Raw genomic sequence first — 17,377 nt, 5'->3', positions numbered from 1 at the left:
AAATTACCTATGGAGTTGGGCACACTATAATCATTGCGAGCTATTATTACTACCTGTGGAGCGTAATTTCGCCGTGAATTTTGCCAATTTAACCACGAGAAATTGGCTTAAATATTGATGAAATTCTCATCTGTGAGTTACGCGAATCTACGGGGAATGGTAGGGTTGGTGGAAAAATATGCTAAAAATACCATTGTTGAGAATAAATTGTGATGTAATTCAATTTTTTCTGGATTTTTTTATGCTTTTAAGGAATAATCCGCCTCCCTTAGTCGTCCCTAATGGCTTATCGCGGTTGTGTACTGTGCTGTGTTCCCGTCTGAATGGAATCAGTATCTGGATGGATCAGTATCGAATTGGAAGAGCATATGGGACTGTTTTTTTGTTTAATTAAGTAGGATCCCAATGCAAGATTCTGTTATTCAATTCAGTGATTTATCTCTGAATGATTCTATCCTTTCTGCTCTAGACGGAATGGGTTTCGTGTCACCAACTCCAATTCAGGCTGCGGCAATCCCACACCTATTGGAAGGTGCTGACGCGCTGGGTAAAGCTCAAACAGGTACAGGTAAAACAGCAGCGTTCTCTCTGCCTCTTCTCAACAAACTCGATCTAAACCAACGCAAACCGCAAGCGATTGTACTTGCTCCGACTCGTGAGCTGGCAATTCAGGTTGCAGCGGAAATGAAAAACCTTGGTAAAAACATCAAAGGTTTGAAAGTTCTAGAGATTTACGGTGGCGCATCTATTGTCGACCAAATGCGTGCTCTTAAAAGTGGCGCTCATGTAGTTGTCGGTACTCCAGGCCGTGTTCAAGATCTTATCAATCGCGAACGTCTACACCTAGACGAAGTTAGTACTTTCGTTCTTGATGAAGCAGACGAAATGCTAAACATGGGTTTCGTAGATGACGTAACTGCGATCATGGAGCACGCTCCAGAGTCAGCACAACGCGTTCTGTTTTCTGCAACTATGCCTCCAATGCTGAAGAAGATCGTTGAACGTTTCCTTCGTGACCCTGTAACGGTTGACGTTGCTGGTAAAAACCACACTGTAGACAAAGTTCAACAACAGTTCTGGGTAGTGAAAGGTGTAGAGAAAGATGAAGCAATGTCTCGTCTTCTTGAAACTGAAGAAACTGACGCGTCAATCGTATTCGTACGTACTCGTCAAGATACTGAGCGTCTGGCTGACTGGCTATCTGCACGTGGCTTCAAAGCAGCTGCACTGCACGGTGACATTCCTCAGTCTCTACGTGAACGTACTGTTGATCACATCAAACAAGGTGTTATTGACATCCTAGTTGCAACTGATGTTGTAGCTCGTGGTCTTGACGTTCCACGTATTACGCACGTATTTAACTACGACATCCCATTTGATGTTGAGTCATACATCCACCGTATCGGTCGTACTGGCCGTGCTGGACGTAAAGGTAAAGCGATCCTTCTAGTTCGCACTAACCAAATTCGTATGCTTCGCACTATCGAGCGTGTAACTAAGTCATCTATGGAAGAAATCCAACTTCCTCTACGTGACCAAGTTGCTGAAGCTCGTCTAGCTAAGCTAGGCGCTGAGCTTGAAGCAGAGAAAGAGCACAAAGCACTAGACAAATTTGCTGAGCTGGTAGAGAAACTACAAACTTCTCTAGACATCGACCCAGCAACACTTGCTGCTATGCTTCTTAAGCGTCAGCAAGGCAAACGTCCTCTGTTCTACATTGGCGAAGACCCAATGGTTGAAGCAATTGAGCGTGACAAGCAACGTCGTAAAGAGCGCCGTGAAGGTGGTCGCGATGGCGGTCGTAACTTCAACAACCAAGACTGGGATACTTACCAGCTTCAAGTTGGTCGTGAGCAAGGCGTTCAAGTTAAAGACATCGTTGGCGCTCTAGCAAACGAACTAGGTCTAGGTAAAGGTTCTATCGGTGCGATCAAGCTAGCTCAAGGTCACACATTCGTACAGCTACCTAAAGCAATGACTTCAGACGCGGCGAACAAGCTAAGCAAACTACGTATCCGTCAACAAGATGTTGGTGCTGTAGTATGTGATTTCGATGATTTCCGCGAGTCTCGTGGTGGTCGCCGTGACGGTGGTCGTCGCGATGGTGGTCGTCGTGATGGCGGTGGTTACCGTGGCAACCGCGAAGGCGGCAACCGTGGTGGTGATCGTCGTGAAGGCGGCCGTCGCGAAGGTGGCTTCCGTGGTAACCGTGACGGCAACCGCGATGGCAATCGTGAAGGTGGCGAACGTCGTTTCGATCGCAACCGTGGTGGTGATCACCGTGGTGCACATCGTGGTGAACGTGGTCACGGTCGTGGCCGTCGTACAGACGCATAATCACTAGTGATTAAAGCGACGGTTTAAGTCGCTACAAAAAGAATTTAAAGCCGAGCAAAGCGCTCGGCTTTTTTATGCGCGTCTAATACGGTTTTGCTTTTCATCGTGTTTGTTTACCCAACTTATTACTTCGTCTAAGGGCAGGGCAGGACAGAACAAGTAACCCTGAATGATGTCACATCCTCGACTTCTCAAAAAATGCAGTGTGTCCATGTCTTGAACGCCTTCTGCTACGACCGAATACCCTAATCCATGTGCTAGCGCAATCGTGTTCTCAACGATAGAGCGGGAGCCTTCTGTGCGGCTTGCTGTGGAGAGAAATGAGCGGTCGATTTTAATTTGATCAACCGGAAGATCTCTTAACAGTGACAAAGATGAATACCCAGTGCCAAAATCATCCAAGCTGATCTTTATACCTAATCCTTTAATTTGATGAATTAAGGGGTTGAGCTCAACGACCCTATCGATCGCCATCGTTTCAGTGATCTCTAAACTTATTAGGTCAGCGAATTGCGGGTTTACTTTGAGCAAAGTTTCTAAGCGATTAAACAGCAAGTTAGATGAGAGATCTTTCGCTGATAAGTTTACGTGGACAGGAAGCTTAATGCCTTTCTCTATAAATGTTTGCAGATCCCTTTCTACTTGGTTAAGAACCCACATGGTAATGTTGTGCACCTGATTGCTACGCTCTGCGATAGGAATGAAGTCGTTGGGTGAGATCGTTTTACCATTTTCGTCATGCCAACGAATCACTGCTTCAAAACCGACAGCTAAGTTAGTGTGTGCATCAATCAACGGTTGGTAATACAACTGAAACTCCTCTTTTTCAAGCGCACATTGAATACGAGAAGATATCTCAAGTTGGTACTTAGCCCCGACGTTCATATCCTCATTATAAAACGCAAAAAGATTGCCATTACGCTTGGCGTGATACATAGCGATATCTGCGTGCTTGATCAAAAGATCATTGGTTAGGGCGTCATATGGGTAGGTGCTTATACCAAAAACAACGCGGCAGGAAACTTGAAACTCATCTAGATGAAAGCGTTCAGACATTGCAGAATCTAGTTCTTCTATGAGTTTTTTACCCGTTTCCTCGCATGCAGAAGATGTCAGGATGACAAATTCATCACCACCAACGCGGAATATCTGGTCATTGCCTTTCAGTTTCCCCTGAAGGCGTTGACCAATTTGAATAAGTAACTGGTCTCCACAAAAGTGACCCATTGCATCGTTGACTTGTTTAAAATTAACCACGTCAAAAAGGATCACCGAGAATGGGTCTCTAGATTGTATTCTGCCTTCGATAGACTCAAAGCAGTATTTACGATTAGGGAGCCCAGTAAGAGCGTCATGGACGGCATTGCGCTTCTCTCTTTCAGCAACGGTATGAAGCTCTAATATCGAATCGTTGCTCCACTTAATCACCAGCACGACAAAGATACTGCCGCCAAAAAGTATAAGAGAAACCCCCGTTTCTAAGAGAGAAGCAATAGGTTTTTGCATGATAGCGTGCAAAAAAACGGCATAAGCAAAAATGAAACAGCTGATTAACAATAATAGGAAAGTCCACCCGGTTACGTCAGTTTTCGAGCAGATGTTTTTTGTCATCTGCCATCCCCAGCAGAGCAAAATCAAACCTAAGATCACTAATAGAAATGCAATAGTGGGCACATTATTACCCCGATTTATTGATTGGTTTGTTATTTTTGTTCACCCAATAAACAACGTAGCTTATATATCTGACTTTGTACAAATTGACCTATTCATAAATTATGTTTAACAAGTGATATTTTTTAGTCTTCAAATAAAATCAAAACTTGCTACAGATCAACAAAATTTGTTCAATCAAATCGCTTTTACTAAAAGATTGTTGAAAGATTAAAAAATTATTGAATAATAGAGGGGCAAACAAGAAGTACGCAGCGCACAAGCGCTATTACAACCTCTGCTCTACAACAGGATAACTATTTCATGTCTAATTCGTTTGTACTGGTGATCAACTCTGGTAGCTCTTCATTAAAATTTGCTGTTATTGATTCTGAAACCGGTGAAGCTTTGGTATCAGGTATTGGTGAGTGTTTTGGTCTACCTGAAGCTGAAATCAGTTGGAAATATCAGGGAGAAAAAACCGTTGAAGCAATTCCAGCTGGCGGTAACCATCATCAGTACGCTGTTGAGCGAGTGGTAAAACTACTCGAAACTCTAGGTTTGAGCTCAAAATTTGTCGCTGTAGGCCATCGCATTGTCGCAGGCGGTGAAACCTTTAAAGGAACTGTGAAAGTTGATGAAACAGTTATTCAAGAAGTAGAGCGCCTTGCTGAACTTGCACCACTTCATAACAAAGCGAACGCTGAAGGCATGAGAGCGGCAATGGCGGCGTTCCCTTCACTGCCTCAATTTGCTGTATTTGACACTGCTTTCCACCAAACAATGCCAGCCAAAGCCTTTATGTACGCACTTCCTTACGAGCTTTACGAAGAGCATAAAGTGCGTCGTTACGGTGCTCACGGCACAAGCCACTATTACGTAAGCCGTGAAGCAGCGAAAATGCTAGATAAGCCGGTTGAAGAAAGCAGCTTTATCACTGTGCACTTAGGTAACGGTGCATCAGTGAGTGCGGTTAAAAATGGCGAATGTGTTGATACAAGTATGGGTTTGACGCCGTTAGCTGGCCTAATGATGGGCACTCGCTGTGGTGACCTAGACCCAAGTGTTATCGAGTTCCTTTTCCGTAAAGGCTGGGAAAAAGACGAAGTGTTCGAGATGATGAACAAGAAGTCAGGTTTCTTAGGTGTATCTGGTGTGACAAGTGATGCTCGTGGTGTACTAGAAGCAATGGAAGCGGGGAATTCACGTGCGAAGTTGGCATTTGAGATCTTCACTTACCGCGTTGCGAAATACATTACTTCCTACCTAGCGGCTCTGGATTCATTAGACGGCATCATCTTCACTGGTGGTATTGGTGAAAACTCACTACCAATTCGTCGTGAAATCTTGAAAAACCTAAAACTGTTAGGTTTTGTTGAAGATGAGAAAGGTAACGAAGATGCAAGATTTGGTAACGCAGGTGTTATTGCAACATCTGAGTTGTTAGGTGCCAAAGCTCTTGTTATTCCTACTAACGAGGAATTTGTGATAGCCAAACAATCGGTTGAGCTATTGTAATATATAACGAAAACAGAAAGTTAAAAGCGAGCCTCGTGCTCGCTTTTTTATTTAAAGCAATTTGGTAATTACTCTTTGAGTTTCAGAGCTTCGCGCTTTTCGATTAAAAAATCCATCAAGACGCGGATTTTTTTCGGCATATGCTCTCGTGAAGGTATATATAAATAAAACCCAGGAAACTCTTTGCACCAAGGTGTCAGAACTCGGGTCAATCTTCCCTCATTTATGTGCTTTTCCACCCATAAATCAATATGCTTCACTAAACCCACACCCTGTATTGCAGCTTGTAACATACTATAGTCATCATTAAAAATAGCATTGCCTTTAGGCTCGAAAACTAGGGTGCGCTTTGCAACATCTGGAGAGGTTAGGGACCAATGATCAATTGTTCCGCTAGAGGTAAAACGATAAGCAAGGCAATTGTGACCTTCTAAATCCTCAGGAGTTTGAGGTAGTCCATTTTGCCTAAAGTATTCAGGAGAGCCCACTATTGCGGTTGTTAACGGCGGAGTAATAGGGACCGCAACCATATGTTCATCTAAGCTTAATCCTAAGCGAATGCCAGCGTCAACGCCTTCTGCGACGATGTTAGAAAAGCCATCATCCATGATTAGCTCTAGGCGTATTTTAGGATAACGAGAGAGGAACTCACCTAGATAGGGCTCAATAAGCAGCCGAGCAGCGGTTCTTGATACACTGATACGGATTAATCCCGAAGGCTCAAGATGAGAGTCGTTCAATTCGTTAACGACCTGCTCAATGTTCACCAATGAAGGTTGCAAAATATCAAGCAGACGTTGGCCTTCTTCCGTCAGCGACATACTTCTGGTGGTTCGATTAATTAACCGAACTTGTAGCTGTTGTTCTAACGCTTTTAGGTGTTGTGATAAGGCAGCACGGGTTACCCCCATTTCTAAGGCTGCTTTAGTGAAACTGCGATGGCGAGCAATATGTGCAAACCACGTCAGTGATGAAATTAAAGAAGGTTCTATTCTCATTTGTTAAGTATAACTAAACAGTCATGTAGATAAAACGATATTTATCCGAAACAGTGTGTTGACTAATATTACATCGAAGCTTAGGTCAGCCTGAGATGAACAGTTAACCTCTAATGGAGAATGTCGCTATGTCTAAAGTCACTTTCAAAAATCTCAATGGTCAAGGTATTGAGATTTCAGCGGTTATCAACTTCCCTACAGATTTTGATGCAAGTAAACAATATGCTGCAGTTGTTGTTTCACACCCAGGTGGTGGCGTAAAAGAGCAAACCGCAGGCCTATATGCGAGTAAACTTGCAAAAAGCGGCATAATTGCCATTGCGTTTGACCGTTCGTATCAAGGTGAAAGTACAGGTGAGCCTCGCCAAATGGAAAACCCTTACACGAGTACTGAAGACGTGAGCGCAGTCGTCGACTATCTGACAACATTAGAGTACGTCGATAACGATAAAATTGGCGCAATGGGGATTTGTGCTGGTGCGGGCTATAGTGCAAATGCAGCGATCAATGACCGTCGAATCAAAGCACTGGGTATGGTTAGTGCCGTAAACATTGGCCAAATGTTCCGTAATGGTTGGGATAATTCGGTTAACGATGCTGACGCTGTTGGTTACTTAGAATTTGGTTCGAATGCTCGCACAACCGACACGAATGGTACAGAATTCGCGACTATTCCTCTAGCTCCGATGCGTGAAGAAGATGCCTCAAATGCAGAGCTACGCGAAGCTTGGGAGTATTACCACACACCACGTTGTGAACATCCAAATGCGCCGGGTTTTGCTCTAACTCGTAACTTAAACCAGATCATTACTTACGATGCGTACCACAAAGCGGAAGCATTCCTAACTCAGCCAATTATTGCTGTCGTTGGTAGTGACGCAGGCAGCAAATGGATGAGTGATGACCTGATAGAGCGTGCAGCGAGTTCAGATAAAACCTTGTATGCCATTGATGGTGCAAACCATATGTCGCTTTATGATGTTGCCGAATACGTCGATGACGCAGTATCCCAACTCGCATCTTTCTTCCAACGCACTCTTTAATATTCCCGATGAAAGGCTCAATTGCTTCGAGCCTTTCTGCTCTCAAGGCTTTTTACTCTTAAGGTATTGATTATGAATATGCAAAAAATCACTTTTAGAAATGCTGATATGGCTTGGGATATGTCTGCATTAATTTTATTCCCAGAAGGCTTCAATGAATCGAAACGCTACCCAACAATGATAAGTGTTCATCCTTTTGGTAGTTGTAAAGAACAAACATCCAGCGCTGTCTATGGTAAAGCCCTTGCTGAGTTAGGTTACGTCGTGATCGCATTTGACGCGAGCTTCCAAGGAGAATCGGGGGGATTGCCTCGCTACGTAGAAGATCCAAGTCAACGTGTTGAAGATATCAGTCGCGTTATCGACTATGCAGTGACTTTACCTTATGTCGATGAGAATAGAATTGGTGGACTCGGTATCTGCGGCGGTGGTGGTTACATGGTCAATTCAGCCCTAACCGAAAAGCGCTTGAAAGCTGTCGTAGGTATTACGCCTGTCAACTTAGGCCGCTTGTTCCGTGAAGGCTTTAGTATGTACGACCCTATCGCCAATCTTGAAGCTATGGCTGCACAGAGAACAGCCGAAGCTCGCGGCTCAGAGCTGAAAATCGATGAACTTCTTCCTCCAAATATTGAATTTGCAAAAGAAAATGGATTAACAGAACGAGACGTGTTCGAAGCTACTGAATACTACAAAACATCACGTGGACAAACCGAAGGTGGTGCAACTCGTATGCTGTTTTCACATGCACAGAAAACACTGAGCTGGGATGCCTTTGCATTTGCCGAAACGTTATTGACTCAGCCTGTTATGGCCGTGGTAGGGCAAAAAGTCGGGGCATTTGGTGCTTATCGTGATGGGCAGGAAATTTATGGCCGCTCTGTTCAATCAAAAGACCGACAGCTGGTTAATTTGGAAAATTGGTCTCACTATGAACTGTATGACCATCCAGAAGCAGTCGGCATTGCAATGGACAAGGTTTCTGCATTCCTTGAAACACACTTAAAATAATCTAATAAGTTAGAAGCGTTTTGTAGAGTTGCAAAGCGCTTATTTTTAACAGCGTAAGATGTAGTTCGAAGCGAGTAGGTCGGTAAATCTTCGTGCGAATAACCTCATCTACAGGCTATTGACTAAATACCACTGCCAAATACTGTTTAAGACAATGTACACTGAAACCTAATTAAAGGCGTTAGATAGGAATGAAGTTTAATTTATGCGCAAATCAGATAAGAAGGTCGAGAATCTAATTAGAGAAGTGTTGACCGAAGTTTGTGAAGATACGCTAAAAGGCTACGATGGCTTTCTTTGGGTGACTCATACCGTCAAATTCTCTTCTTTTCCACAAAGCTTAGAAATAGTCTGCGTCTTCGAAACGAAGCAAGATCGAGCTAACTTTTTTGAAGGAGAGGGCCGCCAGCATGTTTCCACAACTATTCAAAAGGCCTTTAATAAGGTAGGAGTGCAACTAAAGAACGTCAGTAAGCAAATCAGTTACGATACAAAACAAAAGTGTTAGTGCGGGCAGCAATTGAAGTGAGTTAGGGTTGTTTTAGGCATCCAAAGCTTCATTTTATGAGTTTTGATATAAAGCCTGAAGACTAAGCTTGGGCTTTCTCTGCCAAACTTATCTTTGCCCCAAAATAAGCTGGAATAAATACCCTACAAAATTTGGTGCTTGCGTTTTACCCTACGAAAAGTTATCCGATAGAATGTAACCCAACACTATTGAGCCTTCATTGTGTTTGTTTAATCTGTCAAACTTCCTATTTAATTGGTTAAATCGTCAGGTTATCTTGTTGAGGATAATAAATTACTGAAAATATTGTTATTATCCTTCTTATTCATCAGTAAAACCGACTTCTATGAGATATGAATCCGCTCCTGTAACCCCTGTAGAAAGGCCAAAAACCACTAGAGAAAGAGCAGCTCACCAACGCCGAGAGCGTCAGGAAGAGCTGAGATATACCGCGAGCGATGAAAAACGATGGGCTGAAAATAGAGAGCGCGTTCTTGCTGAACGAAAACCTGCTCAACAAGCGTATGACCTTACGAAAGAAGAATGGAATAAGGACTTACAGGATCAAGCGAAAGAATACCAGTGGGACACCTCACAGCAAGAGAACGTCAGTATTGCCGTACTAACAGTTGAAGAAGCCAACGAGTATTTAGATTTGCTCATCAAAGACACACACGGTCAGCTTTCTACAGGTAAGGACTACACTGGCGTTGGCGTAGGACTCAAAGGGGCTTATGAAGTCGCTAAAGAGCTTGGTGGATGGGGAGCAACCGCCAAAGCCGTCAATATCAATGGTGTAATGAATATTGTGGTTGAGAACTACAAGCCTCGATATTTAGATCTCGGTATCCGTTGGCAACAAGCAACGCCTAAAATGCTTAAGATTGGTCACGCATTGAATACTGTCCAAGGTAATGTCCGTTTTTTGAGAGGCAACATCTATTTAGAGTTTGTGTTTAGTAGTGCGGTCAATGCGGTTGATTACATGCTGCACGATGAGAAGACGCTAAGCGAAGTCGTAGGCCAACTTACGGCGGATGTTGCTAAAGGTGTAGTTGCTGGCGTGGCCGCTCAGGGAGTGCTTTTGGTTGCTCGTGCTGGTGCTGGGATTTTGTTTGGGTTTTCTTTACCTGCCGCAGTTGGGTTAGGTTTGTTTGTTTATTCAGCATTTAAGATCGGTGGATATGTATCGGAATTAGATAATAAGTACAAATTCACTAAGCCAATGAAAGAAACTGTAGAGGCATTAATTGACTGATCATGTTAGATTTTTTAAAGAAACTTACATTTTTAATATTTTTTACAGGATTTGCGTTATGGTGCGGGTCGGGAGCTTATAATTTAATTCATACTGTAGAAAATGTAGGAATTAACCCCGTAATCAGAGTATCGGGATACCTTAACAATACGTCGTCATTTGTATTGTTTGGTTTTTTTCTTCCTTCTATCCCAATGGCATTACTCAACATTGCCAATGGCATTCAACTACCAAAGTTAACTCTGAGATTAATGCTATTCGGAGCATTAATCTTTGCTTTAATCGGACACTATTTCGATACCTCGTTAAGAAAAGGTATAGAAACGTCAAACTACATCGAATGTACATCTAAGCGAGAACTTACATTGAAGCACTCAAGCCGTATTTATGTTCTTCCACCTGCAAAGTGCGATGATTTAACTTAAAGACTTTTTACTGCGAACCCAGCCAATACTTTTTCTGGTGCGATGTTATTCATCGCATCAGGACTTCATAAGTAAACTTACCATACCTGTAGTTATTGATAGTTTGCTAATCTAACAAAGTCACTAGCAAGCTTTTGTCCAAAAGCTTGTTGGTCGGTGTGCTGTTATTGGTTGCTCCGTGCGCTATTAATAGAAATGCAAGCGAATAAGGAGTGGGTAATCGCTCAAAAGTCGGGTGGAAAAGCGATAAAACGGCAAAAACTATTGGAATTAAGTCAAGGTTCTTTTTTAATGAAAAGGCTTATTGATCTGAACACAACACTTCTCCATATAAGTATATCCACAAATACAAACCTCAAACTGGCGATAAAGAGCTTTAATATTGATAAATATATAAACAGCTTGGGCGCTGAAGAAATTTCAGTATACTGCGCTTAGGTTACACTGTAGAAAAAATCGCCGTATTCCCAGCGGGGTCCTTTGATGAGAAATAGAAATCGCGTTTGAATATGCAACCAAACGATTTTGCCGCTTGCAGTTTATTCGGTATACAAATAATAAACCTTTGACTAGTCCGAAGGTCGGTCGAATGAGAGAAAGTCATGTTTTTTAATAAGTCGCTTCAACAAGAAAATCAACGATTAAAGCAGGAGTTGCAAATCCTGCAGCAAATCCAAACCAGTTTAGATGAAGAGATGATCCGCTTAACATTGGATAGTAAAGGCCTCATTACTTCTGCAAATACCAAACTACAGCAAGAACTTTTCTTACATGATGATGAGATCTTAACGAAATCAATTACTGAATTGGTACCGTCAAATTCGCGCAATACAGATCACTTTCATCGAATGAAGAAAGCCGTCCAAGATAAAGTGTTCTGGAATGGGGCATTGCAAGTACAGAAAGGTAATGGTGAGGAAGCCTGGTTAAGAACGATTATCCAGCCTGTTTTAAATGAGCACAGAGAAGTAGAAAGCTTTTTTGTTTTTGCTTCTGAACTTACGCGAACGATCAAATCATCTCGTGAGCAAGAGGACATGCTAAATGCATTAAGTCGTTCTATGGCGGTGATTGAGTTCACATTAGATGGCCATGTTTTAAAAGCCAACGATAATTTCCTAAACACAATGGGTTATACGCTTGATCAGATTCTAGGGAAGCATCATCGCATGTTTTGTGATCAGGAAGAGTCGAGCTCTCAAGCTTACCGTGAGTTTTGGCAACGTTTAGCAAAAGGGCAATTTTCATCAGAGCGATTCAAACGAGTTAACCGTTATGGTGAAGAGGTGTGGTTAGAGGCTTCATATAACCCAATCCATAACGACAGAGGAGAGCTCTATAAGGTCGTTAAGTTCGCGACAGATATTACCCAGCAGGTAATGCAGGAACAGAAAATGGCCCAGGCTGCGCAATTGGCGAATGAAATCTCCCAAGAAACTGGAACACAAACCCTGCAAGGGCAAGAGGTTATAGGCTCAACGTTAGAAAAGATGCAGATACTTTCCGAGCAAATGCAGCAAGCGAACACCGCGATTGACGAGCTTAAAGCGCACTCATCGCGTATTAGCGAGTTGGTAAATAGCATCAGTGGTATCGCTGACCAAACTAACTTATTGGCGTTAAATGCGGCGATAGAAGCGGCTCGTGCGGGTGAGCATGGTAGAGGTTTTGCCGTTGTTGCTGATGAAGTCAGACAGCTTGCTACAAGAACCAATGCAACCACCGATGAAATTGTCACAATGGTCAGTGAAAACCTACAGCGAACAGATAACGCAGTTAAGCTGATCGCTAAATGCCAAAAAGAAGCACTAGATACGCTAGAGCTCTCTGAAAAAGCAGGCAATGTGATGAATGAAATACAAGATGGCGCTAGCCGTGTTGTCGAGGCCGTGGAGCAATTTAACCGCTCGTTGTAGTTAATCAATAAGTTTTCATTGTAGGGGCGATGGGTAAAAAGCAATTCGCCTTATTCAACCTGTATTGAGGAGCGCTGAAGTCGCAATACTACTCCTGCCGCAGTCAAGTTAAGCGTTTTGAAGGGGAGGTAGTTCGACACCCGGTACAGGTTTTAGCCAGTTTGCTTGCTGTATAGAATGCTAAAGTAATTTAGTATGCGAAAAGGCTTGCCTTAAGACTTTGCCTGCATTTAATGTATCTAGCAGCAGAACTTCAATCTGCGTGACAACAATACAGGAGAGGATCGGGCTTTCACTTTTTCGCTCGACACAAACCCCTTTCAAATTTACACAATAGCGCAGTAAAACTCTCTTGCTGCGCTATTGTGTGTTCCATATTTTGTGAGTACTTATGTTTAACTCAGAACGCAAAGCGACGGTTATTCTGGTTGCGACGACGATGATCGCTGCACTTGGCTGGATATTCTCTAAGGAAACAATACAGGGTTTACCACCTTTTGGCTTTATTGGGGCGCGATTTACTATCGCTTCGCTCTGCTTACTGCCTCTATGTTACCGACCTTTGCTGAAAGCAAACTTAAAAGATGTGCTTTCTGCTGGTGGTGTCGGGCTCCTGTTAGGCAGTGCCGTTATGACATGGATTTACGCTATTTCTATCAGTGATACTCTTGGGGAAGGCGCATTTATCATGAGCCTTTCCATGCTGTTTGTGCCGATTGTTGCATGGGTTATGTTTCGTCAACGACCACAACGAATTTTCTGGCTTTCTTTGCCTATCGCTGTATTAGGCCTTGCTTGTCTTTCTTTAGTTGGTGGCTGGAAACAATCGGCCAGTCAATTGTGGTTTCTTGGTGCAGCACTGGTTTTGGCGCTTCATTTTAATGTGAACAGCAAATACTCTCAAAAACTACCTGTGCTGCTGCTTACTTGCGTGCAACTTTTTTCAGCAGGTTGTTTAGGTTTGTTGGTTTCATTTTTTATGGAATCTTTCCCGGCAGAGGTGGACTCCTCTATTTGGTGGTGGTTTGCGTTGAGTACCTTATTAGCGACGAGCTTGCGTTACGTAATGCAAACCATGGGGCAAAAATTTGTTCAGGCAGGTAACGCTGCTCTAATTATGATATTAGAACCAGTTTGGACGGTTATTCTGAGCGTGCTGTGGTATGGCGAAGTACTAACGGCAAATAAACTAGTAGGTTGTGTGCTTATCTTATTTTCTCTAATTATTTATCGTACTGGCGGGCGGTTTCGCTTCCCTACCCGAAAGTAGAGCAAATTAACTTGGGTTGGGAGAATTTGAGGTGCCGGATGGCCTTCTACGAAAGTGATAATACGCGGTTACGCAATGCTAATGACACTTTTGATGTAGGCTGCCGACCCAGCTCTTCGCTGATCATCCAGCCAGCTTTAGCCAGTAGCTCTAAGTCGATCCCCGTTTCTATTCCTAACCCTTGGCACAAATACAGTACATCCTCCGTTGCGACATTTCCTGATGCGCCTTGAGCGTATGGGCATCCACCCAGCCCAGCGACACTACTGTCGATGGTATTGATGCCCATACTCAGTGCCTGATAAATGTTGGTGAGAGCTTGTCCCCATGTGTCGTGGAAATGGACAGCAAGCTGGCGAAGAGGTGCAACCAACATGACGGCTTCCAGCATAGCAGCGATACGGTTTGGCGTGCCTGTACCGATTGTGTCGCCTAGAGACACCTCATAACACCCTAAATCGATGAGTGATTTGACCACGCTCGCCACTTGTTTAGGGGCTGTTGGGCCATCGTAAGGGCAGTCGGCAACGCAGGATAGATAGCCACGAACAGGGATGCCGTGTTTGGTGGCTAATCGCATTACAGGTTCGAAGCGAGTTAGGCTTTCTGCAATCGAGCAATTGATATTGTGTTGGCAGAATCCTTCTGAGGATGAAGTGAAAATCGCGACCTGATTGGCGTCAGCCTCCAACGCTTGTTCTAAGCCTTTTAGGTTTGGTGTCAGGGCAGAGTAGGTAACATGATTTCGCCGTGTTATTGCTTTCATGACCTCTATTGAGTCCGCCATTTGTGGCACCCACTTGGGTGAGACAAAAGAGCCCGCCTCAATATGCGTTAGCCCAGTATCAGAGAGTAAGTTGATCAACCGGATTTTAGTCTGGGTCGCAACAGGAGATTCATTTTGCAATCCATCTCGTGGACCTACTTCGACAATATTTACTTTGGAAGGCAGCATTACTTGTCCTGTGATTTGGTTACCCAACTTGGGCTTCGTTTTTCAAGAAACGCTTGCAAGCCATCTTGGCCTTGTGGCGATACCCTAATGTCCGCAATGAGCTTGCTAGTATAGTGAATCAGTTGTTGATCGATGGGGTTTTGATGACATTGGTGACAGAGCGTTTTCGCTTTACGCATCGCATCTGGGCTATTAAGTAGTAACGTCTTGATCACGCTATCGACCGCATTTTCAAGTTGTTTGGCTTCTTTCACTTCGTGCACAATACCAAACCGTTCGGCATCCTCGGCTGAAATGACTTCACCACTTAAGATATAGCGTCTAGCTTGTCTATTCCCCATCGCGCGCATGACGTAAGGCGCAATGGTCGCTGGAATTAAACCAAGCTTAACTTCACTTAAGCAAAAGTTGGCACTTTGGCTTGCGATGGCGATATCACTACAACAAATCAACCCTAAAGCACCACCATAAGCGGAACCTTGAACAACTGCGATGGTGGGTTGAGGGAACGAATCTAATGTTTCCATGAGTCTTGCCAAGTTTTGGGCATCAACGAAGTTATCTTGCCTCGTGCTGTCGGCCATCGACTGCATCCAATTCAAATCGGCCCCGGATGAAAAGTGCTTGCCGTTACTTCTTAATACCAAGCACCGCACATCCGTTCGTAAAGCGAGATAATCTAGGCGGTGGATCAGCAAGTCGATCGTACAAGCGTCAAAAGCATTGTGTTTAGCTGTTCTGTTTAGGGTAATGGTCGCTACGCCATTATCATCGACATGCCAAAGAACATCATCTTGCCTTTGGGCGTTGGGAATAATGCTTGGTTGCATTTCCTGCATACTAACTTCCTTAATTCATCTTTGGATGTTTACATTCTGAAGACGCCAAACTCGCTATCAGGAATGGGGGCATTTAATGCTGCCGTTAACGCTTGACTCAACACCTGACGCGTTTTTTTAGGGTCAATAATTCCGTCATCCCATAGCCGAGCACTCGCAAAATAGGGATGTCCTTGTGTTTCATACAAGTCTATGATCGATTCTCTAAAAATGTGCTCTTCTTGCTCTGACCACGCTTCCCCCTGACGTTCCTTCGCGTCTTTTCGAACTTGTGTTAAAACGCCTGCTGCTTGTTCTCCGCCCATCACAGAAATACGCGCGTTCGGCCACATCCACATCATGGTTGGATCATACGCTCGGCCGCACATGCCGTAATTACCAGCGCCGTACGATCCACCGATGATCACGGTAAACTTCGGCACGTCAGCACAAGCGACGGCCATCACTAGCTTGGCGCCATGTTTTGCGATGCCTTCTTCTTCAACCTTTTTTCCGACCATAAAGCCGGTAATGTTTTGGAGAAAAAGAAGCGGTGTTTTCCGTTTGGCGCACAGCTCAATAAAGTGCGCGCCTTTTTGTGCCGATTCAGAAAACAAGATACCGTTGTTTGCCACAATACCAATCAAGTGTCCTTGAATACGAGCGAAGCCACACACTAGCGTTCTGCCGTACAAGGATTTGAATTCGTCGAAATCAGAATCATCGACGATGCGGGCAATAATTTCTCGAACGTCGAATGACAGTCGTAAGTTGGCATTCACGATTCCGTAGATTTCTTCTGCGTCGTAGCGGGGAGGAAGCACGGTGTTTTCTGGCTTAACAGGTCTTGTTCTATTGGCATTGGCAATGGCTTCTCTCGCAAGCATTAGGGCATGTTCATCATTTTCAGCGTAATAATCTGCGACACCAGATTTTCGACAATGCACGTCTGCACCGCCGAGCTCTTCACCCGTCACGACTTCGCCAGTGGCCGCTTTCACCAAAGGTGGCCCCGCCAAAAAAATGGTGCCTTGCTCTTTAACCATAATGGACACATCCGCCATGGCAGGAACGTACGCGCCCCCAGCAGTGCAAAGCCCCATCACAACAGCAACTTGGGGGATGCCTTTCGCCGACATTCTCGCTTGGTTAAAGAAAATGCGACCAAAGTGTTCTTTATCGGGGAAGACGTTGGACTGATGAGGGAGATTTGCGCCACCGGAGTCCACCAAGTACACGCAGGGGAGTTGGCAACGTTGGGCAATCTCTTGCGCTCTAAGGTGTTTTTTTACCGTGAGTGGGTAGTAGGTTCCGCCTTTTACCGAAGCATCGTTGGCGATGACCATGCATTGAATCCCCTCTATGATACCAATGCCGGCGATAACACCAGCGCAGGGGATCGCTTCGTCATACACTTGCCAGGCGGCAAACTGGCTGATTTCAAGAAAGTCAGTGTTGTCATCAAGCAAGCGCGCGATGCGTTCTCGTGCGGGGAGTTTTCCTTTTTGCCTCTGGTGCTCAATGGCTTTTTCACCGCCGCCCTGTTTGATGGTCTCGATGTGTTGATTAAGTTGAGTGACCAACGTTTCCATCACGGCTTTATTGGAAAGAAATAACTCGTCAGTTGGCTTAGTTTTACTTTTGATAATGGCCATAATGACTTCCTTGTC

General features: G+C 44.1%; 13 protein-coding genes and 1 pseudogene. 9 read left to right on the top strand and 5 right to left on the bottom strand.

Annotation, left to right across the window (positions count from 1 at the left end):
- Positions 1-405 precede the first annotated feature (405 nt).
- The gene (locus tag UQW94_RS02765) at positions 406-2,337 is read left to right on the top strand and encodes a DEAD/DEAH box helicase (RefSeq protein WP_005375680.1); all 1,932 of its coding nucleotides are present in this window, start codon (positions 406-408) and stop codon (positions 2,335-2,337) included.
- A 72-nt stretch (positions 2,338-2,409) separates the two neighbouring features.
- On the opposite strand, the gene UQW94_RS02760 is transcribed toward UQW94_RS02765, so the two are convergent.
- A complete protein-coding gene (locus tag UQW94_RS02760; RefSeq protein WP_031781023.1) occupies positions 2,410-3,948 on the bottom strand; it encodes a putative bifunctional diguanylate cyclase/phosphodiesterase in 1,539 nt (512 codons plus the stop codon).
- Between the two features lie 363 nt (positions 3,949-4,311).
- Between UQW94_RS02760 and UQW94_RS02755 the strand changes: the two genes are divergently transcribed.
- Positions 4,312-5,505 carry an acetate/propionate family kinase gene (locus UQW94_RS02755; protein WP_005386205.1) on the top strand — a complete coding sequence of 398 codons (1,194 nt, stop codon included), beginning with the start codon at positions 4,312-4,314 and terminating at the stop codon, positions 5,503-5,505.
- A 68-nt stretch (positions 5,506-5,573) separates the two neighbouring features.
- Here UQW94_RS02755 and UQW94_RS02750 read toward each other — a convergent pair whose 3' ends face one another.
- Positions 5,574-6,503: a LysR family transcriptional regulator gene (locus UQW94_RS02750; protein WP_137282529.1), complete on the bottom strand. Its 930-nt coding sequence runs from the start codon at positions 6,501-6,503 to the stop codon at positions 5,574-5,576.
- A 128-nt stretch (positions 6,504-6,631) separates the two neighbouring features.
- On the opposite strand from UQW94_RS02750, the gene UQW94_RS02745 reads away from it, so the two are divergent.
- The 7 genes and pseudogenes from UQW94_RS02745 to UQW94_RS02720 all read left to right on the top strand — a co-directional run bounded on the left by UQW94_RS02745 (position 6,632) and on the right by UQW94_RS02720 (position 13,934).
- The gene (locus tag UQW94_RS02745; RefSeq protein ID WP_262643368.1) at positions 6,632-7,546 is read left to right on the top strand and encodes an alpha/beta hydrolase; all 915 of its coding nucleotides are present in this window, start codon (positions 6,632-6,634) and stop codon (positions 7,544-7,546) included.
- A 72-nt stretch (positions 7,547-7,618) separates the two neighbouring features.
- Entirely contained in the window at positions 7,619-8,557 is a 939-nt protein-coding gene (locus tag UQW94_RS02740; protein WP_262643367.1) for an alpha/beta hydrolase, read from the top strand.
- Between the two features lie 205 nt (positions 8,558-8,762).
- Entirely contained in the window at positions 8,763-9,065 is a 303-nt protein-coding gene (locus UQW94_RS02735; protein WP_031781024.1) for a hypothetical protein, read from the top strand.
- A gap of 346 nt (positions 9,066-9,411) precedes the next feature.
- The gene (locus UQW94_RS02730) at positions 9,412-10,323 is read left to right on the top strand and encodes a hypothetical protein (protein ID WP_025816241.1); all 912 of its coding nucleotides are present in this window, start codon (positions 9,412-9,414) and stop codon (positions 10,321-10,323) included.
- 1,027 nt (positions 10,324-11,350) lie between these two features.
- Positions 11,351-12,130 (top strand): annotated as a pseudogene (locus UQW94_RS23505) (PAS domain-containing protein); the annotation flags it as partial.
- On the top strand, positions 12,128-12,664 hold the full coding sequence (locus UQW94_RS23500; protein ID WP_372036153.1) for a methyl-accepting chemotaxis protein: 537 nt from the start codon (positions 12,128-12,130) through the stop codon (positions 12,662-12,664). The pseudogene UQW94_RS23505 and the gene UQW94_RS23500, both read left to right, overlap by 3 nt.
- A gap of 391 nt (positions 12,665-13,055) precedes the next feature.
- Entirely contained in the window at positions 13,056-13,934 is an 879-nt protein-coding gene (locus UQW94_RS02720; protein ID WP_005375761.1) for a DMT family transporter, read from the top strand.
- Positions 13,935-13,980: 46 nt separating this feature from the next.
- Here the strand turns inward: UQW94_RS02720 and UQW94_RS02715 are convergent, their stop codons facing one another.
- From UQW94_RS02715 to UQW94_RS02705, 3 genes are read right to left on the bottom strand one after another with little or no spacing between them, the layout of a single operon-like run.
- Positions 13,981-14,889, bottom strand: a complete 909-nt coding sequence (locus UQW94_RS02715) for a hydroxymethylglutaryl-CoA lyase (RefSeq protein WP_322142180.1) — start codon at positions 14,887-14,889, stop codon at positions 13,981-13,983.
- Entirely contained in the window at positions 14,889-15,728 is an 840-nt protein-coding gene (locus tag UQW94_RS02710; protein ID WP_193837739.1) for an enoyl-CoA hydratase-related protein, read from the bottom strand. Before UQW94_RS02710 ends, UQW94_RS02715 begins: the two co-directional genes overlap by 1 nt.
- Before the next feature lie 29 nt (positions 15,729-15,757).
- On the bottom strand, positions 15,758-17,362 hold the full coding sequence (locus UQW94_RS02705) for a carboxyl transferase domain-containing protein (RefSeq protein WP_322141977.1): 1,605 nt from the start codon (positions 17,360-17,362) through the stop codon (positions 15,758-15,760).
- Positions 17,363-17,377 lie beyond the last annotated feature (15 nt).

This window comes from Vibrio sp. PBL-C16, assembly GCF_034321865.1.
GTDB classification, from domain to species: domain Bacteria; phylum Pseudomonadota; class Gammaproteobacteria; order Enterobacterales; family Vibrionaceae; genus Vibrio; species Vibrio alginolyticus.
The sequence above is the reverse complement of the archived record's forward strand: the minus strand, read 5'-3'. Positions and strand labels throughout refer to the sequence as shown.

Excerpts from the sequence above, each read along its gene's own strand:
- UQW94_RS02765 (WP_005375680.1), top strand. The coding sequence starts at position 406 with ATGCAAGATTCTGTTATTCAATTCAGTGATTTATCTCTGAATGATTCT.
- UQW94_RS02760 (WP_031781023.1), bottom strand. The coding sequence starts at position 3,948 with ATGACAAAAAACATCTGCTCGAAAACTGACGTAACCGGGTGGACTTTC.
- UQW94_RS02755 (WP_005386205.1), top strand. The coding sequence starts at position 4,312 with ATGTCTAATTCGTTTGTACTGGTGATCAACTCTGGTAGCTCTTCATTA.
- UQW94_RS02750 (WP_137282529.1), bottom strand. The coding sequence starts at position 6,503 with ATGAGAATAGAACCTTCTTTAATTTCATCACTGACGTGGTTTGCACAT.
- UQW94_RS02745 (WP_262643368.1), top strand. The coding sequence starts at position 6,632 with ATGTCTAAAGTCACTTTCAAAAATCTCAATGGTCAAGGTATTGAGATT.
- UQW94_RS02740 (WP_262643367.1), top strand. The coding sequence starts at position 7,619 with ATGAATATGCAAAAAATCACTTTTAGAAATGCTGATATGGCTTGGGAT.
- UQW94_RS02735 (WP_031781024.1), top strand. The coding sequence starts at position 8,763 with ATGCGCAAATCAGATAAGAAGGTCGAGAATCTAATTAGAGAAGTGTTG.
- UQW94_RS02730 (WP_025816241.1), top strand. The coding sequence starts at position 9,412 with ATGAGATATGAATCCGCTCCTGTAACCCCTGTAGAAAGGCCAAAAACC.
- UQW94_RS23500 (WP_372036153.1), top strand. The coding sequence starts at position 12,128 with ATGCAGGAACAGAAAATGGCCCAGGCTGCGCAATTGGCGAATGAAATC.
- UQW94_RS02720 (WP_005375761.1), top strand. The coding sequence starts at position 13,056 with ATGTTTAACTCAGAACGCAAAGCGACGGTTATTCTGGTTGCGACGACG.
- UQW94_RS02715 (WP_322142180.1), bottom strand. The coding sequence starts at position 14,889 with ATGCTGCCTTCCAAAGTAAATATTGTCGAAGTAGGTCCACGAGATGGA.
- UQW94_RS02710 (WP_193837739.1), bottom strand. The coding sequence starts at position 15,728 with ATGCAGGAAATGCAACCAAGCATTATTCCCAACGCCCAAAGGCAAGAT.
- UQW94_RS02705 (WP_322141977.1), bottom strand. The coding sequence starts at position 17,362 with ATGGCCATTATCAAAAGTAAAACTAAGCCAACTGACGAGTTATTTCTT.